This is a genomic window from Melioribacter sp., assembly GCF_049325435.1.
GTDB lineage: Bacteria > Bacteroidota > Ignavibacteria > Ignavibacteriales > Melioribacteraceae > Melioribacter > Melioribacter roseus.
Genome location: NZ_JBMOLD010000013.1, coordinates 19,874 through 40,370 on the forward strand (window position 1 = coordinate 19,874; position 20,497 = coordinate 40,370).

General features: G+C 41.7%; 15 protein-coding genes. 13 read left to right on the forward strand and 2 right to left on the reverse strand.

From position 1 onward, the window contains the following. Positions 1-3 precede the first annotated feature (3 nt). From ACOYVE_RS09005 to accD, 10 genes are all read left to right on the forward strand, one after another. A complete protein-coding gene (locus ACOYVE_RS09005; protein WP_422881617.1) occupies positions 4-963 on the forward strand; it encodes a 2-hydroxyacid dehydrogenase in 960 nt (319 codons plus the stop codon). A gap of 56 nt (positions 964-1,019) precedes the next feature. Further along, the gene (gene ald, locus ACOYVE_RS09010) at positions 1,020-2,141 is read left to right on the forward strand and encodes an alanine dehydrogenase (RefSeq protein WP_014857066.1); all 1,122 of its coding nucleotides are present in this window, start codon (positions 1,020-1,022) and stop codon (positions 2,139-2,141) included. A gap of 12 nt (positions 2,142-2,153) precedes the next feature. After that, positions 2,154-3,506 (forward strand): acetyl-CoA hydrolase/transferase family protein, encoded by a 1,353-nt coding sequence (locus ACOYVE_RS09015; RefSeq protein ID WP_014857067.1) that lies wholly within the window; start codon positions 2,154-2,156, stop codon positions 3,504-3,506. Further along, positions 3,503-4,192, forward strand: coding sequence for a metallophosphoesterase (locus ACOYVE_RS09020; protein ID WP_014857068.1), 690 nt, complete (start codon positions 3,503-3,505; stop codon positions 4,190-4,192). Before ACOYVE_RS09015 ends, ACOYVE_RS09020 begins: the two co-directional genes overlap by 4 nt. 173 nt (positions 4,193-4,365) lie before the next feature. Next, positions 4,366-11,193 (forward strand): cell surface protein SprA, encoded by a 6,828-nt coding sequence (sprA, locus tag ACOYVE_RS09025; protein ID WP_422881619.1) that lies wholly within the window; start codon positions 4,366-4,368, stop codon positions 11,191-11,193. Between the two features lie 15 nt (positions 11,194-11,208). Next, positions 11,209-12,771, forward strand: a complete 1,563-nt coding sequence (locus ACOYVE_RS09030) for a bifunctional response regulator/alkaline phosphatase family protein (RefSeq protein ID WP_014857070.1) — start codon at positions 11,209-11,211, stop codon at positions 12,769-12,771. Position 12,772: 1 nt separating this feature from the next. Next, entirely contained in the window at positions 12,773-13,213 is a 441-nt protein-coding gene (tsaE, locus tag ACOYVE_RS09035; RefSeq protein WP_014857071.1) for a tRNA (adenosine(37)-N6)-threonylcarbamoyltransferase complex ATPase subunit type 1 TsaE, read from the forward strand. Further along, positions 13,203-13,865 carry a tRNA (adenosine(37)-N6)-threonylcarbamoyltransferase complex dimerization subunit type 1 TsaB gene (gene tsaB / locus ACOYVE_RS09040; RefSeq protein WP_422881621.1) on the forward strand — a complete coding sequence of 221 codons (663 nt, stop codon included), beginning with the start codon at positions 13,203-13,205 and terminating at the stop codon, positions 13,863-13,865. Before tsaE ends, tsaB begins: the two co-directional genes overlap by 11 nt. Next, positions 13,849-14,577: a DUF1573 domain-containing protein gene (locus ACOYVE_RS09045; protein WP_422881623.1), complete on the forward strand. Its 729-nt coding sequence runs from the start codon at positions 13,849-13,851 to the stop codon at positions 14,575-14,577. The genes tsaB and ACOYVE_RS09045 overlap by 17 nt, the downstream gene beginning before the upstream one ends. Further along, complete coding sequence (gene accD / locus ACOYVE_RS09050; RefSeq protein ID WP_014857074.1) at positions 14,577-15,416, forward strand: acetyl-CoA carboxylase, carboxyltransferase subunit beta; 840 nt, start codon at positions 14,577-14,579, stop codon at positions 15,414-15,416. Before ACOYVE_RS09045 ends, accD begins: the two co-directional genes overlap by 1 nt. Here the strand turns inward: accD and ACOYVE_RS09055 are convergent, their stop codons facing one another. Then, positions 15,417-16,571, reverse strand: coding sequence for a cysteine desulfurase family protein (locus ACOYVE_RS09055; RefSeq protein ID WP_014857075.1), 1,155 nt, complete (start codon positions 16,569-16,571; stop codon positions 15,417-15,419). 14 nt (positions 16,572-16,585) lie between these two features. Continuing rightward, positions 16,586-17,353: a biotin--[acetyl-CoA-carboxylase] ligase gene (locus ACOYVE_RS09060; RefSeq protein ID WP_014857076.1), complete on the reverse strand. Its 768-nt coding sequence runs from the start codon at positions 17,351-17,353 to the stop codon at positions 16,586-16,588. A gap of 231 nt (positions 17,354-17,584) precedes the next feature. On the opposite strand from ACOYVE_RS09060, the gene ACOYVE_RS09065 reads away from it, so the two are divergent. The 3 genes from ACOYVE_RS09065 to ACOYVE_RS09075 all read left to right on the forward strand — a co-directional run bounded on the left by ACOYVE_RS09065 (position 17,585) and on the right by ACOYVE_RS09075 (position 20,441). Beyond that, positions 17,585-18,019, forward strand: a complete 435-nt coding sequence (locus ACOYVE_RS09065) for an Hsp20/alpha crystallin family protein (protein WP_014857077.1) — start codon at positions 17,585-17,587, stop codon at positions 18,017-18,019. Between the two features lie 64 nt (positions 18,020-18,083). Then, entirely contained in the window at positions 18,084-20,000 is a 1,917-nt protein-coding gene (dnaK, locus tag ACOYVE_RS09070) for a molecular chaperone DnaK (RefSeq protein WP_014857078.1), read from the forward strand. Between the two features lie 42 nt (positions 20,001-20,042). Beyond that, positions 20,043-20,441: an Hsp20/alpha crystallin family protein gene (locus tag ACOYVE_RS09075; protein WP_014857079.1), complete on the forward strand. Its 399-nt coding sequence runs from the start codon at positions 20,043-20,045 to the stop codon at positions 20,439-20,441. Positions 20,442-20,497: the final 56 nt, after the last annotated feature.

Here is a 20,497-nt window from a genome sequence, read left to right on the forward strand (position 1 = left end):
AAAATGGCTAAAAAAGTATTTATAACAAGCAAACTCCCCGGTAAAATCGACAGGTATTTGAGGTCAAAAGGTTTTACGGTTTCGGTTTACACCGGAAAAGAACCTCTATCAAAAAATGAATTGATTAAAAAAGCTTCAAAAGCCGACGGTATTATAACGCTGCTGTCAAATAAAGTCGACCGGGAAGTTTTAGACGAATTGTCAAATTGTAAAGTAATTGCAAATTACGCCGTCGGTTACAATAATATCGATATTCAATACGCAAAAAAGAAAGGGATTGTAGTTACAAATACGCCCGGAGTTTTGAGCGACGCAACCACCGAACTAACAATCGCTTTAATTCTGGCATGCACGCGACGTTTGATCGATGCAGAAAAATTTATGCGCGAAGGCAAATTCAAAGGCTGGATGCCCGACTTGTTTTTGGGAACAGAACTGAAAGGTAAAACCGTAGGGATAGTCGGCGCGGGTGAGATAGGAACGGAAGTAGCCCGGAGAATTAAAGCTTTCAAAACAAAAATTATCTATTTCAACCGATCGAAAAATTCGATTATCGAAAATGAATTGAAAGGGAAAAAAGTTAGTCTCGATTTCCTGATGAAAAATTCGGATATAATTACCGTCCACCTCCCTTTGACGGCAGATACTTATCATATAATCGACCGGGAAAAACTCAAACTGATGAAAAAAAGCGCGATTATCGTAAACGTCGCGCGCGGCGAAGTAATCGATGAAAAGTATTTGATAGAATTATTGAAGAAGAAAAGAATAAAAGCGGCCGGGTTCGACGTCTATGAAAACGAACCCGATATCAATCCGGAATTGACTAAACTAAAAAACGTCGTTCTATTGCCGCATATCGGGAGCGCGACTACGGAAACAAGAGAAGCCATGGCTCTGCTGGCTGCTCGAAATGTTGAAGCGGCGCTGAAAGGCAAAAAGCCGATTACTCCGGTTAATTGATTTGTGGAATGAATCGTAAATAACTATTTTTACTTAAAATAAAAAAAAGTGTGCCTATGAGAATCGGAATACCGAAAGAAAAGCATTATGAAGAAAAGAGGGTAGCTCTGGCTCCGGCAGGAGTCAATACTCTGGTTAAATCCGGTCATACCGTTTTTATCGAAACCGGCGCCGGACTGGATAGTCATTTTACCGACGAAGAATACAGACAGGTGGGCGCAAATATTGTTTATTCCCCCGAAGAAGTTTATCAACGCTCCGATATGATTGTAAAGATTGCGCCTTTGACTGACGACGAAGCCGATTTGTTAAAAGACGAACAAATAATTTTTTCATTCTTGTATCTGGCGGTTAATAAAAAGAGCATTATCGAAAAACTGCTGAAAAAGAAAATAGTTGCAATAGCTTACGAATTAATCGAAAAGGGAGATCACCTGCCGGTGCTTCAATCGATGAGCGAAATAGCGGGACAGCTGGCAGTTCAAGCCGGCGAGCGATATCTCGGCAGCGACCATCCGATTGGAAGGGGAATATTATTGGGAGGCATTCCCGGAGTGGCTCCGGCGGCGGTAGTTATTTTAGGCGCCGGCGTTGTCGGATTTAACGCCGCCAGAACTGCATACTCGAGAGGCGCTCATGTTATAGTTCTCGACAAAGATTTGAGAAGGCTTCAAAGAATTAACGACCTGATTTCCAAAAGCATTACCACCGTCGCTGCCAATGAATATACAATTGCAAGAGGTGTTAAATTTGCCGATCTGCTCATCGGCGCCGTCCAGATGAAAGCCGAAAAAACTCCGCATTTGATTTCGGAAGAGATGGTAAAAACGATGAAAAAAGGTTCCGTAATCGTGGACGTATCGATCGATCAGGGCGGCTGTGTCGAAACCAGTCGACCGACTTCAATCTCCGACCCTATTTACGTAATGCACGATGTAATTCATTATTGCGTGCCTAATATGCCCGCTTTTGTTTCGAGATCGGCTTCGTACGGTCTTACGAATGCGGCAATCGAATATATACTCGAAATTGCCGACAACGGACTTTCGAGAGCTTTATTGAGCGATACCGGGCTTTCAAAAGGAGTTTGCACTTTTAACGGCTTTTGTTCGAATGAAAACATTGCGGACGTTTACGGACTCGAATTCAGAAGATTACACATTTTCCCAACTAATTAAATTGGGTGTCTTATGACATTAGAACAAACAAGCATAAATAAAACTTCCGGCGCTCCGTGGATCAGTAAATACACTTCAAAGCTTGTAAGCGCCGACGAAGCCGTCAAGGTGATCAAGAGCGGAGATAAGATTATTATTCAGCCGGGATGCGCGGCGCCTTTGAACTTAATTAATGCAATGGTTAAAAGAAAAGATGAATTGTTCGGCGTTGAAATTTATCATATTCTCGTTGTAGGAAATCTGCCTTATACTGAACCGGGAATGGAAAAACATTTCAAGCACAAAGCCTTTTTTATCGGTCATAATACAAGAAGAGCCGTAAACGAAGGACGCGCGGAATTTATTCCTATTTTTCTTTCCGAAGTAACGCTTCTTTTCAAGAGGGGAGTATTGCAGGCGGACGTGGCTATGATTCACGTTTCTCCGCCCGACGAACACGGTTTTTGCAGTTATGGTATCGATGTCGGCAATATTAAAACTCCCGCCGAAAAAGCTAAAATTGTTATTGCCCAGGTTAACAAACAAATGCCGAGAGGTTTGGGCAACAGTTTTATTCACATCAATAAAATCGATTATATCGTTGAAGTCGACGAGCCGTTGCAGGAACTGCCTCAGGTAGACCCGAACGCTTCTAAGGAAGAACTCGAAATTTACGATAAAATTGGCCGCAACGTTGCGAGCCTTATTGAGGACGGCTCGACTATTCAAATGGGGATCGGTTCGATTCCCGACGCTGTGCTCAGATACCTGCACGAAAAAAATGATTTGGGCGTTCACACGGAAATGTTTTCCGACGGACTTATAGAACTGATTGAAGAAGGAGTGGTAAACGGAGAAAAGAAAACTCTTCATCCCGGAAAAATTATTGCGGGATTTGTTCTCGGTACGAAAAAGTCGTATCGTTTTATCGATAACAATCCGATTTTCGAATTTCATCCGCAGGAATACGTAAACGACCCGTTTTTAATAGCCAAGAACAATAAAATGGTGGCAATCAATTCGGCAATCGAAATTGACCTTACGGGACAGATATGCGCCGACAGTATCGGGACAAAATTATACAGCGGTATTGGCGGACAGGTCGATTTTGTGCGAGGAGCAGCCAGGTCAGAAGGCGGTAAACCGATTATTGCGCTTCCGGCAGCGACGTCAAATATGAAGTTTTCTAAAATTGTGCCGACCCTTAAAGAAGGAGCCGGAGTTGTAACCTCGCGTGGCGACGTCCATTATGTGGTTACCGAATACGGAATTGCCGACCTCTTCGGTAAAACAATTCAGGAAAGGGCTCGCGCGTTAATTGAAATTGCTCATCCCGCTTTTAGGGACGAATTAACAGAATTTGCCAAAAAAACTTATCACATATGATTGCTGTTATCGGCGACATTCACGGCTGTTTCTTTACACTGAAAGCGCTGTACGAAAAAATTACAGAAAAATATCCGGGTATTGAAATTTATACCGTCGGCGATCTGGTTGACAGAGGCAATTTCAGTTACGACGTAATTAAATACGTTATTAAAAACAACATTAAAATTACTCCCGGTAATCACGACTACATGTTCTATCATTTCTTCAAAGATCCTTCGAGCGTATTTGCACGCTCGTGGTTTTTTAACGGCAACGAACCGACGCTTCTTTCTTATGAAGACCATCAGAAAGAAATGTTCGAACATATCGATTTTATAAAACAAGCGCCCCTCTATTATAATCTGGACGACTGTTTTATATCGCATGCCGGCATTTCGAGTAATTACGAAAAATATCTGCCGGAAAATTTCAGAGATAATCTCGAACTTCTGGCGCCGTTTATCAAAGCCGATATAAATACCGATAGGGGAGTAATGTGGACGCGCGATCCTCTCCTTAATTTGGGCAAACTCCAAATAGTCGGTCATACCAAACAACCGGACGTAACTTTTGTTGAAGATTCTAATGCGGTTTATATCGATACGGGCGCTTGCGTAGGAAACAAATTGAGCGCAGTTATTGTCGAAAAAAGTAACATTATCGATACTCTCGATGTTAAAACGGAATTGAAGGATATTATTTAGGGATTAGGTATTTGGATTGGGGAATAGGGGATTGATTGACTGTTGGAGGAAAATTGCCGGAAAAATTATTTAGCAGACGGATTGTAAAGTCAAAAAAAATTGCTAAATTTTGAACGAAAAAAAGGGGAGGTATATAGGTTATTATTCTACTATTCTCGTAACTAATATGCAGGTTGAATATCTATTCCGGTAAAAAAAATATTCTGATTCGGGTAATAATCTTTATAGCCTTAAGCGGACTTGTTTCAACGGGATTCAAAATAGCCTCCCCGAAAGGCAATCAGACCAATCCGTATAGTACGTCAAATATTTTAAATTATGGGCATTCCGGATTAAAATTCCTTTCAATACCCGATTCCACCGAAAAAGGCGAAGAAGAACTGAGACGCGACACCTCCGTCGTCGAATTGTCCCGTAAGGATTCTCTGATTCTTAAAGCAAGGCAGGATTCGATCCGTCGAATTGATTCGCTCGCCGCAGATTCGACTGCGCGTATTAAATATTTCAGCGCCAAAAGAGACGATTATTACGTTGTTCCGTTCAGACCTAAAAGGAGGTATCCTTTATTTATAGAACCGTCGTCTTCCGTAGTTAAGAGGGTAGTGGAACTCGATTCCACCGGATCCAAAGTTATTATCAAAGAATTAATTGGAAATTATGAATACAGAATTTTACTCGAAATGTCGCTCGAGGATTACATAAATCTGCGGCTTGCCTCAATAACAAAAGACGAATGGGAAAAGCTGGCCTACAAGTACGAACTAAAAGATCAGAATAAAGATTTGAGTCAGCTTATAACCGACATTACCAATATCGAAATTCCGCTGCCGAGCAAATCGCTGTTCAGCATTTTCGGGCCCCCTAAAATAAACATTAAAATAGCCGGGGCGGTTGATATTCACGGCGCATGGCGCAACGAAACAACCGAAGGAATTACTACTTCGGCTCTGGGTAATACGCGAAACGAACCCGATTTCAGACAGCAGGTGCAAATAAATCTCAGCGGAACAATCGGAGACAAATTAAATATTGCTGCCGACTGGAACACGGAACGTACGTTTCAATACGAAAACCAACTGAAATTAAAATACACAGGTTACGAAGACGAAATAATTCAGAGTATCGAAGCGGGAAACGTATCGCTTCAAACTTCGCCGTTGATTGGCGGAAGCGAAGCACTTTTCGGTATCAAGGCTAATTTTCAATTGGGACCCTTGAAACTAACCGCTCTGGCTTCGCAGAAGAAAGGCGAAACTCAGGAAGTATCTGTCAGCGGCGGTTCGAAGTCGCAAGAATTCCAAATTCATGCTTACGATTATTCGCCTAATCACTTCTTTGTTCACGAAATTTATACCGACCCGAATTTAAAAGTCTTTAATCGTTATTTCAGTAAATTTATTCCCGAGGTAATCGATTCTCTCAGAATAAAAGAAATCGAAGTCTGGAAAACTTACACCGGTTTGTATAATCCGAACGAAAGAAAAGGACATGCTTTTATTGACTTGCGTCCGAGAAAAGCTAACGAGAAGTATGACGACTTGAGAAATACCCAAGAACAGACAATCAGCGGCGTGCAGGAAATAGGCGTCCGCTGGATAAAATTACAGGAAAATGTCGACTACGAAGTTCATCCTGAAACGGGCTTTATTAGTTTCAAAACTCAAATACAACAACAGGAAGCAGTGGCGGTAGCTTTCCGAAGAGAAGGTCCTTCCGCTTCTCCGAACGACGATATCTATTACGGCGAATTTCTTAAAGACGTAGCCGCCGATAGTTCGGCAAATATTGTGTTGCTCTTAGTCAAACCCCCTAACCTTCAGCCTCAATTTAAAAAAGCCTGGAAACTTCAACTAAAAAATATTTACGCTATCGGCGGAAGAGAAATTAACAAGGAAGGTTTCAAACTCGATATAAAATATCAGTTCGAAGGAGGAGAGGCTCAGAGCGATTACAACGGAATTAAATTAATACAGGCGTTCGGATTCGATAAAACCGACGAAAGCGGAACCGGAGGACCGGACGGAGCATTTGATTTTATTCCGAGTAAAACAATTATAAAATCGACCGGCGAAATAATCTTTCCTGTTCTCGAACCGTTCGGGGAAGATTTACCGTCGGATTTGCCTTCGGAGTTGCGTTACGACGCAGTCTACGATACTACCGTCAATTTTGCCCGACAGGACAGAGCCAAAGATAAATTTTTGATTACGGGCGAATATACCGCTTCGGTAACTTCTTCATACAACATCGGTTTTAATGTTGTCGAAAATTCGGTAAAAGTACTTTTGAACGGCAATGCGCTTACCGAAGGAGTCGATTATACGGTCGATTATAATATCGGGCAGGTAATCATCAGAAAACCGGAAGCTCTTGTGCCGGGAGCCGACTTGAAAATTACATATGAGCAAAACGATTTGTTTCAGATGGCGTCTAAAACGCTCGTCGGTTTGAGAGGCTTGTACGAAATCGACCGCAATACTACGCTCGGATTTTCTTTCCTCAATTTGAATCAACAAACTCTGAGCGACAAAGTGAGAATCGGAGAGGAGCCGTTGAACAACTCGATATTCGGACTCGATTTCAAAACAAGCCTCGACATGCCGTTCCTCACAAAAGCAATCGACTACGTTATACCTACAAGCACGATGTCCAAACTTATCTTAAATGCGGAATATGCTTATATGAGTCCCGACCCGAATACTAAAAAAAGCGCTATTACGAGCGACGAAGGAAAAAGTATCGCATACATCGACGACTTCGAAGGCGCTAAGAGAATTATTCCGCTCGGAATGCAGTACGGAGCCTGGAAAGATATAAGCGTACCGAACGGACTTCCCTTTATCGATGCATTGCCCGAAATGGAAAGAATGAATCATAAGGCTAAAGCTTACTGGTTCAACAGAACGCCTTCCGATGTGACCATATACGATTTGTACGCAGGAAGAAAAAATGCGGCACCGGATCAAAGTCTTATTACTGCGCTCGATTTTGTTTACATCCCCGATAAACCCGGATTTTACAACTGGAATCCCGACTTAAGCGATAAAAAGAAAAATTGGGCGGGTATGATGAAACTCTTGTCGACTACGGCTAACAATTTAATTGAAGAGAACATAGAATTTATCGAATTCTGGGTGAAGGTTGAAGACGCTCCGCCGGATTTGAAATTGAACATCGATTTGGGGCAGATAAGCGAAGATATTATTCCAAACGGAAAATTGGACACGGAGGATAAAAATTTCAACGATTTAATTGACGAAGGAGAAGACACGGGTATCGACGGCTGGATCGACGAGCAGGAGCCGAATTACGACCCTGTATCAAATCCGGATCCCAGCAACGATAACTATTTCTTCCAATTGACGCAGAATCCGGATTATACGCAAATTAACGGCACGCAGGGCAATGCGGTTTCGATTGATATCGGAAGACTGCCAGATTCGGAAGATTTAAACCATAATTTTACATTGGATCGCGTTAACAGCTATTTTCGATATGAAGTGCCGATCGATACAAACAGATCCAATCCGTTTATTCAGGGAGGCGGGGATAACGCCGGATGGTATCTTTTCAGAATCCCGTTAAAAGATTACGTGGAGAAATACGGCGACCCGAGTTTTTCCGTTGTCGAAACTATCAGATTCTGGGTCTCGGGCACAGACAGACCTGTCCATTTACGATTTGCCGAAATGAATCTCGTGGGCAATCAATGGCAAAAAGTTCTGGAACCGCCGCGCGTAACTAACGACGACACCGTATTGACCGTTTCGGTAGTTAACGTAGAAGACAATCCAGAATATCATTCGCCTCCGGGAGTTCAACGCGAAAGGGACAGAAGTCAACCTGACTACGATATTTATAAAAACGAACAGTCGCTGGAACTTTTGATAAAGAATCTTGAAGATGGCGATAAACGAGAAGTCGTAAAATATCTCTATAAACCGCTCGATTTGTTTAATTACAAACAAATGAAATTGTTTGTCCACGCAGACGAAAACGATATGCCGGGCAGCGTTACGTATTACGAAAGTCCCGATAATTATTCCTCCGAAGTCTATATCCGTTTCGGGTCGGACTCGTTGAACTTCTACGAGTACCGTCAACCGCTCAAAAGCGATAATAAGAATAGAAACTGGAACGAGGTAAAAATAATTTTCTCCGAATTGACAGCCATTAAACAAAGACGCGACAGTTCGAATATTAATACAATTTACAGAGTTCCCGTCGAAGGGGAAGAGGGACATACATACGGAATTCGGGGCAATCCCACACTTACGAGAATTTCTTTCTTTACGATTGGTATAATCAATCCGGCCGACAAAGGAACGCCCGGCGAAAAGATTTCCGGAAGCGTATGGATAAACGAATTGAGAGTGCTCGAAGCCGACGACACTCCGGGATGGGCTTACAGTCTTTCGGGCTCTTTCGGTCTGGCTGACGTTATGAGAGTAAGCTTCAACGCCAGTCAAACCAATCCGTATTTTCACAGATTGACCGATCGTTTCGGATCGCGCAACGAAGCCATATCATGGGGCGTTTCTGTCGATCTGGACTTGTTAAAACTTATTCCTCTTAATCTGGCCGGAAGCAATTTCAGGATTGTTTATTCTCGTAATGAAAGAAGGCAAAATCCGCTGTTCAAACCAGGTACGGATATAAAAGTATCCGAAGCTCAAACGCAGCTAAGACAGGCTCTTACCGAACAGAACTGGGATTCGCAGGCAATCGAAGATTCCATTAGCGAATTTATTAATTCGACAAGAACCTACAGTCTCTCGGAATCGTGGGCGTTATCGAATGTCAGATTCAAAGTGCCGACGGATCTCTGGTATATTCGCGATTTAATCAATAATCTTACATTTAGTTTTAATTACAACAGGACGACAAATACGTCTCCGACGATTTTGACCAGCAGCAGTTGGCAGTGGAACGGAAGTATCGCATATTCGGTAAATCTGAGCAGAGAACTTTTCTTCAGACCCGCAGATATTCCGATAATCGGGAGCATATTCGATTTGTTGACGGATTATAAAGAGATGAAAGTCTATTTTGCGCCGCAGACAATCAGCGCCGGTATTAATACTTCGCGAAAAAGGAACTATTCCGTCAACAGAACGCTTGCAAACAAACCGAATATTCAACGCGACTTTACGGCTTCGCGCAACGCGGGATTTACCTGGGCAATTACGGAAGGCGGACTGCTCAATTTGAGTATGGCTTACAGTTTCGACGTTCAGTCTTCATTGGCTTATCTCCTTTTGAAAGACAGTTTATATGAACGTTCCGAAAGCGAAATATGGAGAGATATTTTTAACGGAGAATATTTCGGAAGAGATTTCAATTACAGGCAGAGTTTCGATATCAGAACTAATCCCAAGATACCGACTTTCTGGGATTTGAACAGATATGTCAATGTAAACGCATCTTACGGCGTAACGTATAATTGGGTTTATAATTTCAATCAGGAAGAATTGGGACGTTCGGCTGGTTATTCGAACAGAATTTCGGCGGGAATGACTGTAAGATTAAAATCGATTTTTGCCCCTCTGTTCCAGGAAAGCAGTCCTTCGCAATCGCAGACACAAAGAAGTCAACCTACTCGAGGAGACGGCAGAGGACGCGGAGCCAGAAGGACAGATCAACAGCGCGGAGTCGACGTCGACAGACAAATAGCGCAGGATAACGCACTAAAAGATTCTGCCGCTGTGAAAGACTCTTTGATTTCCGATTTAATGAACGAAGCTGAGTTAAGCGAAGGTCCCGGAACCGTTACAGTTATACTTGAATATTTGAAACTGGGAATTAAATGGCTTCTGATCGATTACGATCAAATCTCATTTAATTTTTCGCAATCGAGCAGTTATACCGGCGGAGGTCTAAAGGGCGAAGGCACCGGATTCAACAATTTCTGGGGTTTCAAACAATCGCCTGCCAACGGTCCGTCTCGTTTATTCATGCTCGGATTTTCGAATGACGTCGGTCAGCGCTCGCCGTTCGGAAATTTGACGGACAATTACACGCATAAAAACGATATCGATATGCGAACTTCGCGCCCTCTTTGGGAAGGAGCTCAACTCGATATAAGCTGGAAAGTGGGCTGGGGCATCAATAAATCGATAAACTTCAAAACCGACGAAAACGGATTGGCGTACGCCGAGGTTTATAACACAACGGGAACGTTAAACCGGTCGTTCTTGTTTTTCCCGTTCGGTTTTGGAAACGGAATTTCAAAAGTCCACGAACTCTATAATAAAAATTCTGAAAATCCAACCCAGAGTTTGTCGGATGCATTTGTAAGGGGATTCGAGACGACTTCGATATTGGGGAAAATACCGGTTCTCTCCAAGTTATTCAAATACGTACCTCGTCCGAATTGGAGTTTCTCGTGGACGGGACTTGAAAAATACGAGTTGTTGTCGTTTGCAAAAAGAATAACAATCAATCACGCTTATTCTTCGAATTACAGCGAAGGGTGGTTGATCAATCCCGACGGCATTCAGGAAATTCAAACGCAGAAAGTCGATTATTCTTTTACGCCGCTCTTGGGAATTACATTCCAATTTGATAACTTATGGGGCGGTTCGTTACAGAGCACAATTAGATATACAACACGAAATTCGTATTCTCTCGGTTCTTCCACAAGAAATATTACGGAATCGTTATCGCGCGATATAAACGTATCTTTGAGTTATTCGAAGAGCGGTTTCGACTTGCCTTTGTTTGGAATTTCGCTAAAGAACGACCTGGAAATCTCGATATCATATACTAACGGTAAGAACTCAACGGTAGTTTATAATATGGATAGTTTCAAAGAGGAAGGCACGCCGCAGGACGGTAAAATAAATACCGTCCTGGAACCGAAGATTAAATATGTTATGAGTTCCAGAGTCACATTGTCTATATTCTACAGAAGGTCGACGATCGAACCGCAGGGAGCTTCGCGCGTGCCCCCGACTACTACTAACGAAGCCGGCGTGGACGTAAGAATTGCCATTCAATAATCAAGAGGATTTGAAATGAGACCGAGTCGAATTTTATGGATCGACGACGAAATAGAACTTTTAAGATCGCACATTATTTTTCTTAATGAAAAAGGCTATGAAGTAGACACTGCGACAAACGGAAACGACGCAATCAATCAGGTTAAATCTAAAAACTACGACCTGATTTTCCTCGACGAGATGATGCCGGGAATGGGCGGACTCGAAACGCTTGCCGGAATAAAAGAGATCAATCCGAATATTCCCGTCGTTATGGTTACGAAAAGCGAGGAAGAATCTCTTATGAACGAAGCCATCGGAAGCAAAATATCGGATTATTTAATCAAGCCGGTTGTGCCTTCGCAAGTTCTAATGGTTTGCAAAAAAATGCTCGAAAAGAAAAAAATATCTGGTCAATTCGTAGCCAAAGATTATCTGGAAGATTTCAATTCGATTACTCGCATTTTGATGAACGAACCGAATTACGACGATTGGATCGAAATTAACAATAAACTTATTTATTGGGATATGGAATTGGACGTTCATCCTGAAATCGATCTGCGTCAGACATTAAACGAACAAAAGAAAGAATGCAATCAGATCTTTTCCAAATACATAGAAAAAAATTACAGGCATTGGCTGGAAGATGAGGGAAGCGGACCCGTTTTAACAAATAACATCCTTGAAAAATATCTTCTGCCTCATCTCGATAACGAAAGCAATCCGGTATTTCTGTTTGTAATCGACTGCCTGAGGATGGACCAGTGGCTTGTAATGGAAAAACATTTAACTGATTATTTCAGCATCAAAAAAGATTACTATTTATCGATTTTGCCTACCGCCACGCCGTACGCGCGTAATTCCTTATTCGCGGGGTTATTTCCTTCGGAAATAGAAAAATTTTATCCCCAGCTCTGGACGTCGGGCAACGACGACGAAAGAAGCATGAATAAATATGAAAAAGAATTGCTCGAGAGGCTGCTCGACAGGAAAAGAATAAAACTTAAAAACGATTTGCAGTATATTAAAATTATCGACCCTGAAGTCGGAAGAACATTCGAACAAAACGTCCTCTCATATAAAAACACGCATTTAACGGCTGTGGTAGTAAACTTTCTCGACATGATTGCCCACGGCAGGTCGGATTCTCAAATATTAAAAGAAATTGCGCCCGACGAATCCGCATACAGGTCCTTAACGGAAAGCTGGTTTAAGTATTCTTATCTGTTCAACGCATTGAAAGCTATTTCGAGCATTCCGAAAGTAAAAGTAATCATTACAACCGACCACGGCAGCATAAGAACAATGCGCGGAGCAAAAGTTCTGGGCGACAGGGAAGCTTCTACGAATTTAAGATTCAAATTCGGCAGAAATCTGAAAGTGGACGACAAACACGCCGTCTATATTAAAAATCCTTCCGACTATCGACTGCCCAAACGGGGAGTGACTATCAGTTATATCATTGCCAAAGAAGATTACTACTTTGTTTACCCGACAGAATATCATAAATATCTGAGTTATTATAAAGACAGCTTTCAGCACGGAGGCATCTCGATGGAAGAAATGATTTTGCCCCTCGTAACTTTAGAGAACAAATGAAATGAAACTTCCGTATGAAAAAATAGTCGACTCCGAAACGGAAACGTGCGCGGTTGCGAAAGAATTTATCGAATTCCTCGCGCCAGGTTCGATCGTGGCGTTAAAAGGCAATCTGGGCGCGGGTAAGACATTTTTCGTAAATTGTATTTGTAATCATTTAGGGATAGATAGAACTTCGAGCCCGAGTTTTTCTCTGGTAAATATTTATGAAGGCAAACATCGCGTCTATCATTTTGATTTTTACAGAATTAAAAAGTTGGAAGAACTTTACGATATCGGTTTCGAAGACTATTTGAACGACGGCAATGCGATTGTCTTTATTGAATGGGCAGACCTTTGGAGCGAAATATTTCCTGAAAATTATCTTGTTGTTGAATTAGATTACATTGCAGAAAAAGAAAACGGCAAAAGGATAATCAAAATCTACAAAAATGAAAAATAGCAATCCGATATTGTCAATCGAAACTTCAGGCGAGGTTTGCAGCGTTGCTTTTTATAAAAATGAAAACGACCTGTTCGAGTTAAACTTTGTACGAAAAAATATTCATTCGGAAAAGATATTCGATATGATTGAATTCGGAAGGTCGAACTTTGGAATTCAAATTTCGGATATCGATTCTGTGGCGGTTTCTATCGGACCGGGTTCCTTTACCGGACTCAGAATCGGAATGACCGTTGCCAAGTCGATTGCGATGGGATTGAATAAACCGATAATTCCCGTTCCCACTTTCGATGCGGCGGCATTACATTTAATTATGGAGTTGCCGCAAAATACAAAATTCGGCATTCTCAAAAAGGCCAGCATAAACGATTTTTATTACGCAAAATATTTGTCTGGCGTAAAATCCTATACTATTGTAGATGAGTTGCAATTGATATTAAAAGAAGAGGTTGAAAAAAAGGCGGCGGATGCGGATATTGTATACGCCGATAATTATAATTTACCGGAAACGCGAAAAATAACGGCTCCGACTGCATTGCATATTGCCGTTTGGGCGAGTGAATTCGGGGAAAAAGTTACGGATTATGATTACCTCGAACCTTTTTATTTAAAAAAATTTATAGCCAGGGTAAAAAATGAAAAGAACGATTAATCTATTCGTCTTACTTTTGTTAGCGACAGGAATTTCTAAAGCGCAGGAAAAAGCTCCAAAAATATTTTCTCCCGAACCGGAATATGACTTCGGCGAAATAGTCGAAGGCGAAACGGTGAATCATGAATTTGTAATAATGAATAAAGGCGAAGGAAAACTTGTAATTGAAAGAGTGCGCGCTTCATGCGGATGCACTGCGGCAATGCCGTCCAAAAAAGAACTTGAGCCCGGAGAGAGCGCTAAGATAAGAGTGAAATTCGATTCGAAAGGGAGATACGGACAGCAATTCAAACATGTATATGTTTTTTCCAACGACCCCGAAAATTCCTACCTCAAACTTACATTTCGCGCTAATGTAGTGGCTAAATTGTCGAATCAAAATCCGGAAACGGCTCCGAATATCGAACTTGAAAAGAATAAAATTGATTTCGGTGAAATTGAAGAAGGCGCCGTAAAAGAAGCTGCAATAAAGATAAAGAATTCCGGCAAATCGAAGCTCGAAATTAGAGATATTAAAAGCGCTTGCGGTTGTACTGCGGCTTTAATGTCGAGTACGGTTATCGAGCCCGGTAAAGAGACCGAACTGAAGGTTAAACTCGATACCAAGGGAAGAGAAGGGGATTTGGTAAGAACAATTACTATATTCAGTAACGACCCCGACAACCCGAAACAAGTAATAACTGTTTCCGCCAACATAATTAGGAAAAAATAATGCCCTGGTTCAGAAGAAAAAAAGAAAACATATCGCCCGAGAGTAAAAAGACCGATATTCCCGACGGACAATGGTCGAAGTGCGACGACTGCGGCGAAATAATACATAACAGGCAATTGGAATCGAATCTGTGGGTCTGTCCCAAATGCAACTATCATTTCAGAATCGGCAGCGACCAATACATTGCGATAATTTTCGATAAGGGCACGTTCAAGGAATACGACAAGAAGATGAAATCCGGCGATCCCCTCCGTTTCGAAGACACAAAGAAATATACCGACAGAATTAACGATACGATTAAGAAGACAGGACTTTACGACGCGGTAAGAACCGGTACGGGCAAGATAAACGGAAAGAAATCCGCAATGGCGGTAATGGATTTTCGTTTTATCGGCGGAAGTATGGGTTCGGTGGTGGGCGAAAAGATTGCGCGTATAACGGACGTGGCTTATCAAAATAAAATTCCTCTCATAATCATCAGTCAAAGCGGCGGAGCCAGAATGATGGAAGGCGCTTTCTCTTTAATGCAGATGGCAAAAACGAGCGCCCGTCTGGCAAGATTGGCCGAAGCGGGAATTCCATACATCTCCGTATTAACGGACCCCACTACCGGCGGAGTTACAGCAAGTTTTGCAATGCTGGGCGACGTTATCATTGCAGAGCCGAAAGCGTTGATCGGGTTTGCCGGACCAAGAGTAATTAAACAAACAATTGGAAAAGATTTGCCTGAAGGTTTTCAACGTTCCGAATTTCTTTTGGAAAACGGTTTTCTCGATTTCATCGTAAACAGGAAAGAACTCAAAGACAAACTGAGCTTGATGATCGATTATTTGACCTGATTATTTACGGAACTTGTGAAGTAATTTTTTAATTATCTCGAGAGTATAATCGATTTCTTCGGGAGTATTTTGTGTGCCGAACGAAAATCTGATCGTGCCGGCCGCATCTTCATATTTCAATCCTGCGTTCAGCAAAACATGTGAAGGTTTGAGTGTACCGGAAGTACAGGCAGCGCCGCTGGAAACTGCCACTCCGTTAATATCAAGAAACATAAGCACAGCCTCGATATCGTTATTGTAATATTCCGACAATAAAGTAACGCTTACTATATAAGGGAAATAAAGCGGTTCGCCGTTTATAATAAAACTTTTGTCATTCAAGGAATTCAAACCGTCGAGAAATCGTTTTTGCAATGATTTTACATATTCATAATTGCTTTGCATTTCATCGGAAGCAATTTTTACAGCCTCTGCAAAACCAACTATCGCCGGGACATTTTCCGTACCGCCTCTGCGGTTCCTTTCCTGAGCGCCTCCGAATATCAAGGGCGATATCGGAGTCCCGGATTTAACAAAAGCAAAACCGACTCCTTTCGGACCTCTTATTTTATGTGCCGATGCAGTGAAAGCGTCAACTCCCAGCTCTTTTACGTCCGTTTTTATTTTCCCGAAGCTCTGTACTCCGTCTGTATGCAAAAAAATATTTTCGGGTTTTTGCGAGGATAATTCTTCAATATTATTTATGATTCCCGTTTCGTTATTAACATGAATTATCGAAATTAAAGACGTGTCGTCATCGATTAAACCTGTTATGTTTCCGACAGGAACAGATGTATTCTTGTCAATTGTCGATTTACGGACTGTAAAACCTTCCGTTGATAATTTGTCGCAGGTCTCAAGCACCGAATGATGTTCGGATAAAGATGTAATTATGCTTTTTCTGCCGGATTCGATGAATTCAGTTTTGCTAATTCCAGAGAGCGCAAAATTATTGGCTTCGGTGCCGGAACTTGTAAAATAAATTTCGCCCGGTTTGCAATTGATAAATTCTGCAATAACTTCGCGGGCTTCTTCAATCGCAACGCGAGCTTTTCTGCCGTATGAATGAATCGAGGAAGGATTTCCGAAATATTCATTCAAATACGGCAGCATTTTTTCGACCACTCGCGGGTCTACGGGTGTGGTTGCCGCATTGTCCAGATATATATTTTTCACACAGTCGCCTTAAATTATCTTAAACTTACATCGCCGTAATGAATTTTTTCGACCTTGTCGGCGGTTTTCAGGATTAAATATCCGTCGTCGTCAATATCGTCAAAAACTCCAATAAGAGTTTGCTTATCCTGAATTATCTTAACTTTTTCGCCTATCATCTTGCAGCGTTCGCGCCAATCGTTCAGAATTTTATCCGGCTTTTCCAAGGCTGTATCGAGCAGGTATTCGAACAGATTCAAAAACTCGCTTAATAGTCGTTCACGGCTCACTATCGATTTGAATTCTTTCCTGATAGAGGTGGGTTGAATTTCGAATTTGCCCGGAAAATTCGGCTGATTAACATTAATTCCGACGCCCACTACGAGTTTTTCGATTTTTTTCCCTTTGGATGTCGATTCAAGCAGTATTCCTGCAATTTTCTTCTTATTTACCAAAACGTCGTTAGGCCATTTCAGTTCTACGTTTAATTGGTATAAATTTTCCAGCGCCTGAGCAACCGCGAGAGAAGAAAGCAAATTTATGAGATTAATTTTTTTCTCGGGATAATTCTGTTTGAGTAATATAGAAAAAGTTAGATTTTGTCCCGAATTGCTAATCCATTCCCGATTTTTTCTGCCTTTGCCGTGCGTTTGGTATTCAGCCAGTAAGACGGCTCCGTGCTGATTGAAATCCTTGGATTTAAGAAGAAGGTCGTTTGTCGACTCAACCTCGTCGCAATAGACAAAATTTCGTCCTATAATTTCAGTGTCGAGCTTAATATCGAATTCTTCAATATTAAACACTTTTTTACCTCCGTAATTTCTTATGAATTTTTGTCCGTCAACTTTGTCATAATTAAAGAATAAATATAATTATGACAGAGATGTGTCATAATTGCAGAAATTTTCAAAATCAACAAATCGTGCCTTAACTCATTTATTTACAATAAGTTATAGAGAATTTACTGCATTGGCACGCATGTTGTTTTATATATAGGCGAAAACATGTAAAACCAAAAAAAGGAGGTGATGGCTATGACACTCGTAAAATTTGAACCCTTAAAAGAACTCGAAACCTTACATGACAGAATCCAGAGATATTTCGAAGATTTCACCAACTTTGGTTTTACATTCGCCGACAATTTCAATCCTCGCATCGACATTTCCGAGGATAACGATTCGATCAATGTAGTTGCCGAAATTCCCGGCGTAAAAAAAGAAAATGTAAAAATTACACTGCAAGATAACATTTTAACCATAGAAGGCGAAAAGAAAAAAGAAGAAGAAAAGAAAGAAAAGAATTATTATCGCTCCGAGCGTGTTTTCGGCAGCTTCAAGAGGTCGTTCACGCTACCGACAGAAGTGGATGCAGACAATGTAGAAGCCAAATTCGAAAACGGCATGCTCAACATCAGACTCAAAAAATTGAATCCGAAACCAAAGAAAGAAAAAGTAATAGAGTTGAAGTAATATACTTCAACTCTATTCTTTCTTATTTTTTACTAACAAAACTATAGAAAAAAAAGGAGAGAAAATGGGAAAAATAATTGGAATTGACTTGGGTACTACTAATTCGTGTGTCGCTGTAATGGAAGGCAACGAACCGGTAGTTATTCCTAATTCTGAAGGCGGACGAACTACTCCGTCCGTAGTGGCATTTACAAAAAACGGTGAAATTCTAGTAGGACAACCTGCAAAAAGACAGGCTATAACAAATCCGAAAAATACCGTCTTTTCGATTAAACGTTTCATGGGAAGACGTATCGACGAAGTTCAACAGGAAATAAAAGAAGTTCCTTATGAAGTCGTAGGATCGGATAACGGTTCGGCACGCGTCAAGATTGGAGACAGACTCTATTCTCCGCCTGAAATTTCGGCAATGATTCTGCAAAAGATGAAAAAAACCGCCGAAGATTATCTCGGTCAGGAAGTTACAGAAGCTGTTATTACGGTGCCTGCATATTTCAACGACGCTCAAAGACAGGCTACTAAAGACGCGGGCGAAATTGCGGGATTGAAAGTAAGAAGAATTATAAACGAGCCCACAGCCGCAGCTCTGGCTTACGGTCTCGATAAAAAACATAAAGACCAGTTGGTTGCCGTTTATGACTTGGGCGGTGGTACGTTCGATATCTCGATTCTTCAGATTGGCGAAGGCGTTTTCGAAGTTAAATCGACAAACGGCGACACTCATTTAGGCGGCGACGATTTCGATCAACGATTGATTAATTATCTCGCCGACGAATTCCAGAAACAGGAAGGAATTGATCTGAGAAAAGATCCGATGGCGCTGCAGAGACTGAAAGAAGCAGCTGAAAAAGCTAAAATTGAACTTTCTTCGTCTGCTCAAACCGACGTTAATTTACCGTTTATCACTGCTACTCAAGACGGTCCCAAACACCTTAACATAACTATTACAAGAGCAAAATTCGAACAATTGATAGACGACCTGATCCAAAAGACGGTCGAGCCGTGTGAAAAAGCGATGAAAGACGCAGGCGTAACTCCGTCTCAAATTGACGAAGTAATCCTGGTCGGCGGTTCTACTCGTATTCCCAAGGTTCAGGAAGTCGTTAAGAAAATTTTCGGCAAAGAGCCTCATAAAGGCGTTAATCCTGATGAAGTTGTCGCTATCGGAGCTGCAATTCAAGGCGGCGTGCTTGCAGGCGACGTAAAAGACGTTCTCTTGCTCGACGTTACTCCGCTTTCGCTTGGCATCGAAACTTTAGGCGGCGTTATGACTGTATTGATTCCCGCTAATACTACAATACCTACGCGCAAGAGTGAAATATTCTCGACAGCTGCGGATAATCAACCTTCTGTAGAGATACACGTACTGCAAGGCGAGCGTCCGATGGCTGCAGATAACAGAACTCTCGGTCGATTCCATCTCGATGGAATACCGCCAGCTCCAAGAGGCGTGCCCCAGATAGAAGTAACTTTCGATATCGACGCTAACGGTATTCTGCACGTATCGGCTAAAGACAAAGCCACAAATAAAGAACAAAGCATTAGAATTACCTCTTCGAGCGGTCTGTCGAAAGAAGAAATCGAAAAGATGAAGCAGGAAGCCAAAGCTCACGCTGCCGAGGACAAGAAAAAGAAAGAAGCTGTTGAAATCAGAAACAACGCGGATAATCTGGTATTCCAGACGAAAAAACAGATTAACGAATTGGGCGATAAACTGCCCGCTGACAAGAAGAGCAGACTCGAAAGCGAAATTCAGAAAGTCGAAGACGCTCTGAAATCGAACGACGTCGATCAAATTAAATCCGCCGCTGACAGTCTGACAAAAGTCTGGAACGAAGTTGCTCAGACTCTCTATCAGCAACAAGGTCAGCCGGGAGCTCAACAAACTCCGGGCGACGGAAGCGCCAAAGCAGAATCCGAACCGAAAACTGAAGGCGATGTTGAAGACGCTTCCTACGAAGTTGTAGACGACGATAAATAACAAAAAAGTTTAATGTAAAAAAAATAAAAGGAGGTGATTACTATGGCAGAAACAAAAGATGTAATGGAAGTTCAGAGCCAGACCCGGAAAAGCTGGGAAGAAGCTCTCGAAAGAGAATCCTGGGTTGCTCCTTTGGTAGATATTTACGAAACGGATAACGATTATTATCTCAACGCTTATCTGCCCGGCGTTACAAAAGATAATCTTAAAATAAAACTCGAAGACGAGCATCTGATTATAATGGGCAGAATCAATTTCGACGATGTAGTCAACAGAAAATATGTTCTGAAAGAGACAGAAACTGGAAACTTTTACCGCAGCTTCAAAATCGGCGATTCAATTGACGAGTCGAATATCGAAGCTCATCTCGAAAACGGCATACTCGAAATAAGACTGCCGAAACACGAAAGGGTAAAACCCAGAACTATTGAGATAAAATAAGATTAAAAAAGGCTGCTTGAGGCAGCCTTTTTTATTGAATTAATCCTTCCTCATTT

Excerpts from the sequence above, each read along its gene's own strand:
- ACOYVE_RS09030 (WP_014857070.1), top strand. The coding sequence starts at position 11,209 with ATGAGACCGAGTCGAATTTTATGGATCGACGACGAAATAGAACTTTTA.
- tsaE (WP_014857071.1), top strand. The coding sequence starts at position 12,773 with ATGAAACTTCCGTATGAAAAAATAGTCGACTCCGAAACGGAAACGTGC.
- accD (WP_014857074.1), top strand. The coding sequence starts at position 14,577 with ATGCCCTGGTTCAGAAGAAAAAAAGAAAACATATCGCCCGAGAGTAAA.
- ACOYVE_RS09005 (WP_422881617.1), top strand. The coding sequence starts at position 4 with ATGGCTAAAAAAGTATTTATAACAAGCAAACTCCCCGGTAAAATCGAC.
- ACOYVE_RS09075 (WP_014857079.1), top strand. The coding sequence starts at position 20,043 with ATGGCAGAAACAAAAGATGTAATGGAAGTTCAGAGCCAGACCCGGAAA.
- ACOYVE_RS09020 (WP_014857068.1), top strand. The coding sequence starts at position 3,503 with ATGATTGCTGTTATCGGCGACATTCACGGCTGTTTCTTTACACTGAAA.
- ACOYVE_RS09015 (WP_014857067.1), top strand. The coding sequence starts at position 2,154 with ATGACATTAGAACAAACAAGCATAAATAAAACTTCCGGCGCTCCGTGG.
- ACOYVE_RS09045 (WP_422881623.1), top strand. The coding sequence starts at position 13,849 with ATGAAAAGAACGATTAATCTATTCGTCTTACTTTTGTTAGCGACAGGA.
- dnaK (WP_014857078.1), top strand. The coding sequence starts at position 18,084 with ATGGGAAAAATAATTGGAATTGACTTGGGTACTACTAATTCGTGTGTC.
- ACOYVE_RS09065 (WP_014857077.1), top strand. The coding sequence starts at position 17,585 with ATGACACTCGTAAAATTTGAACCCTTAAAAGAACTCGAAACCTTACAT.
- tsaB (WP_422881621.1), top strand. The coding sequence starts at position 13,203 with ATGAAAAATAGCAATCCGATATTGTCAATCGAAACTTCAGGCGAGGTT.
- ald (WP_014857066.1), top strand. The coding sequence starts at position 1,020 with ATGAGAATCGGAATACCGAAAGAAAAGCATTATGAAGAAAAGAGGGTA.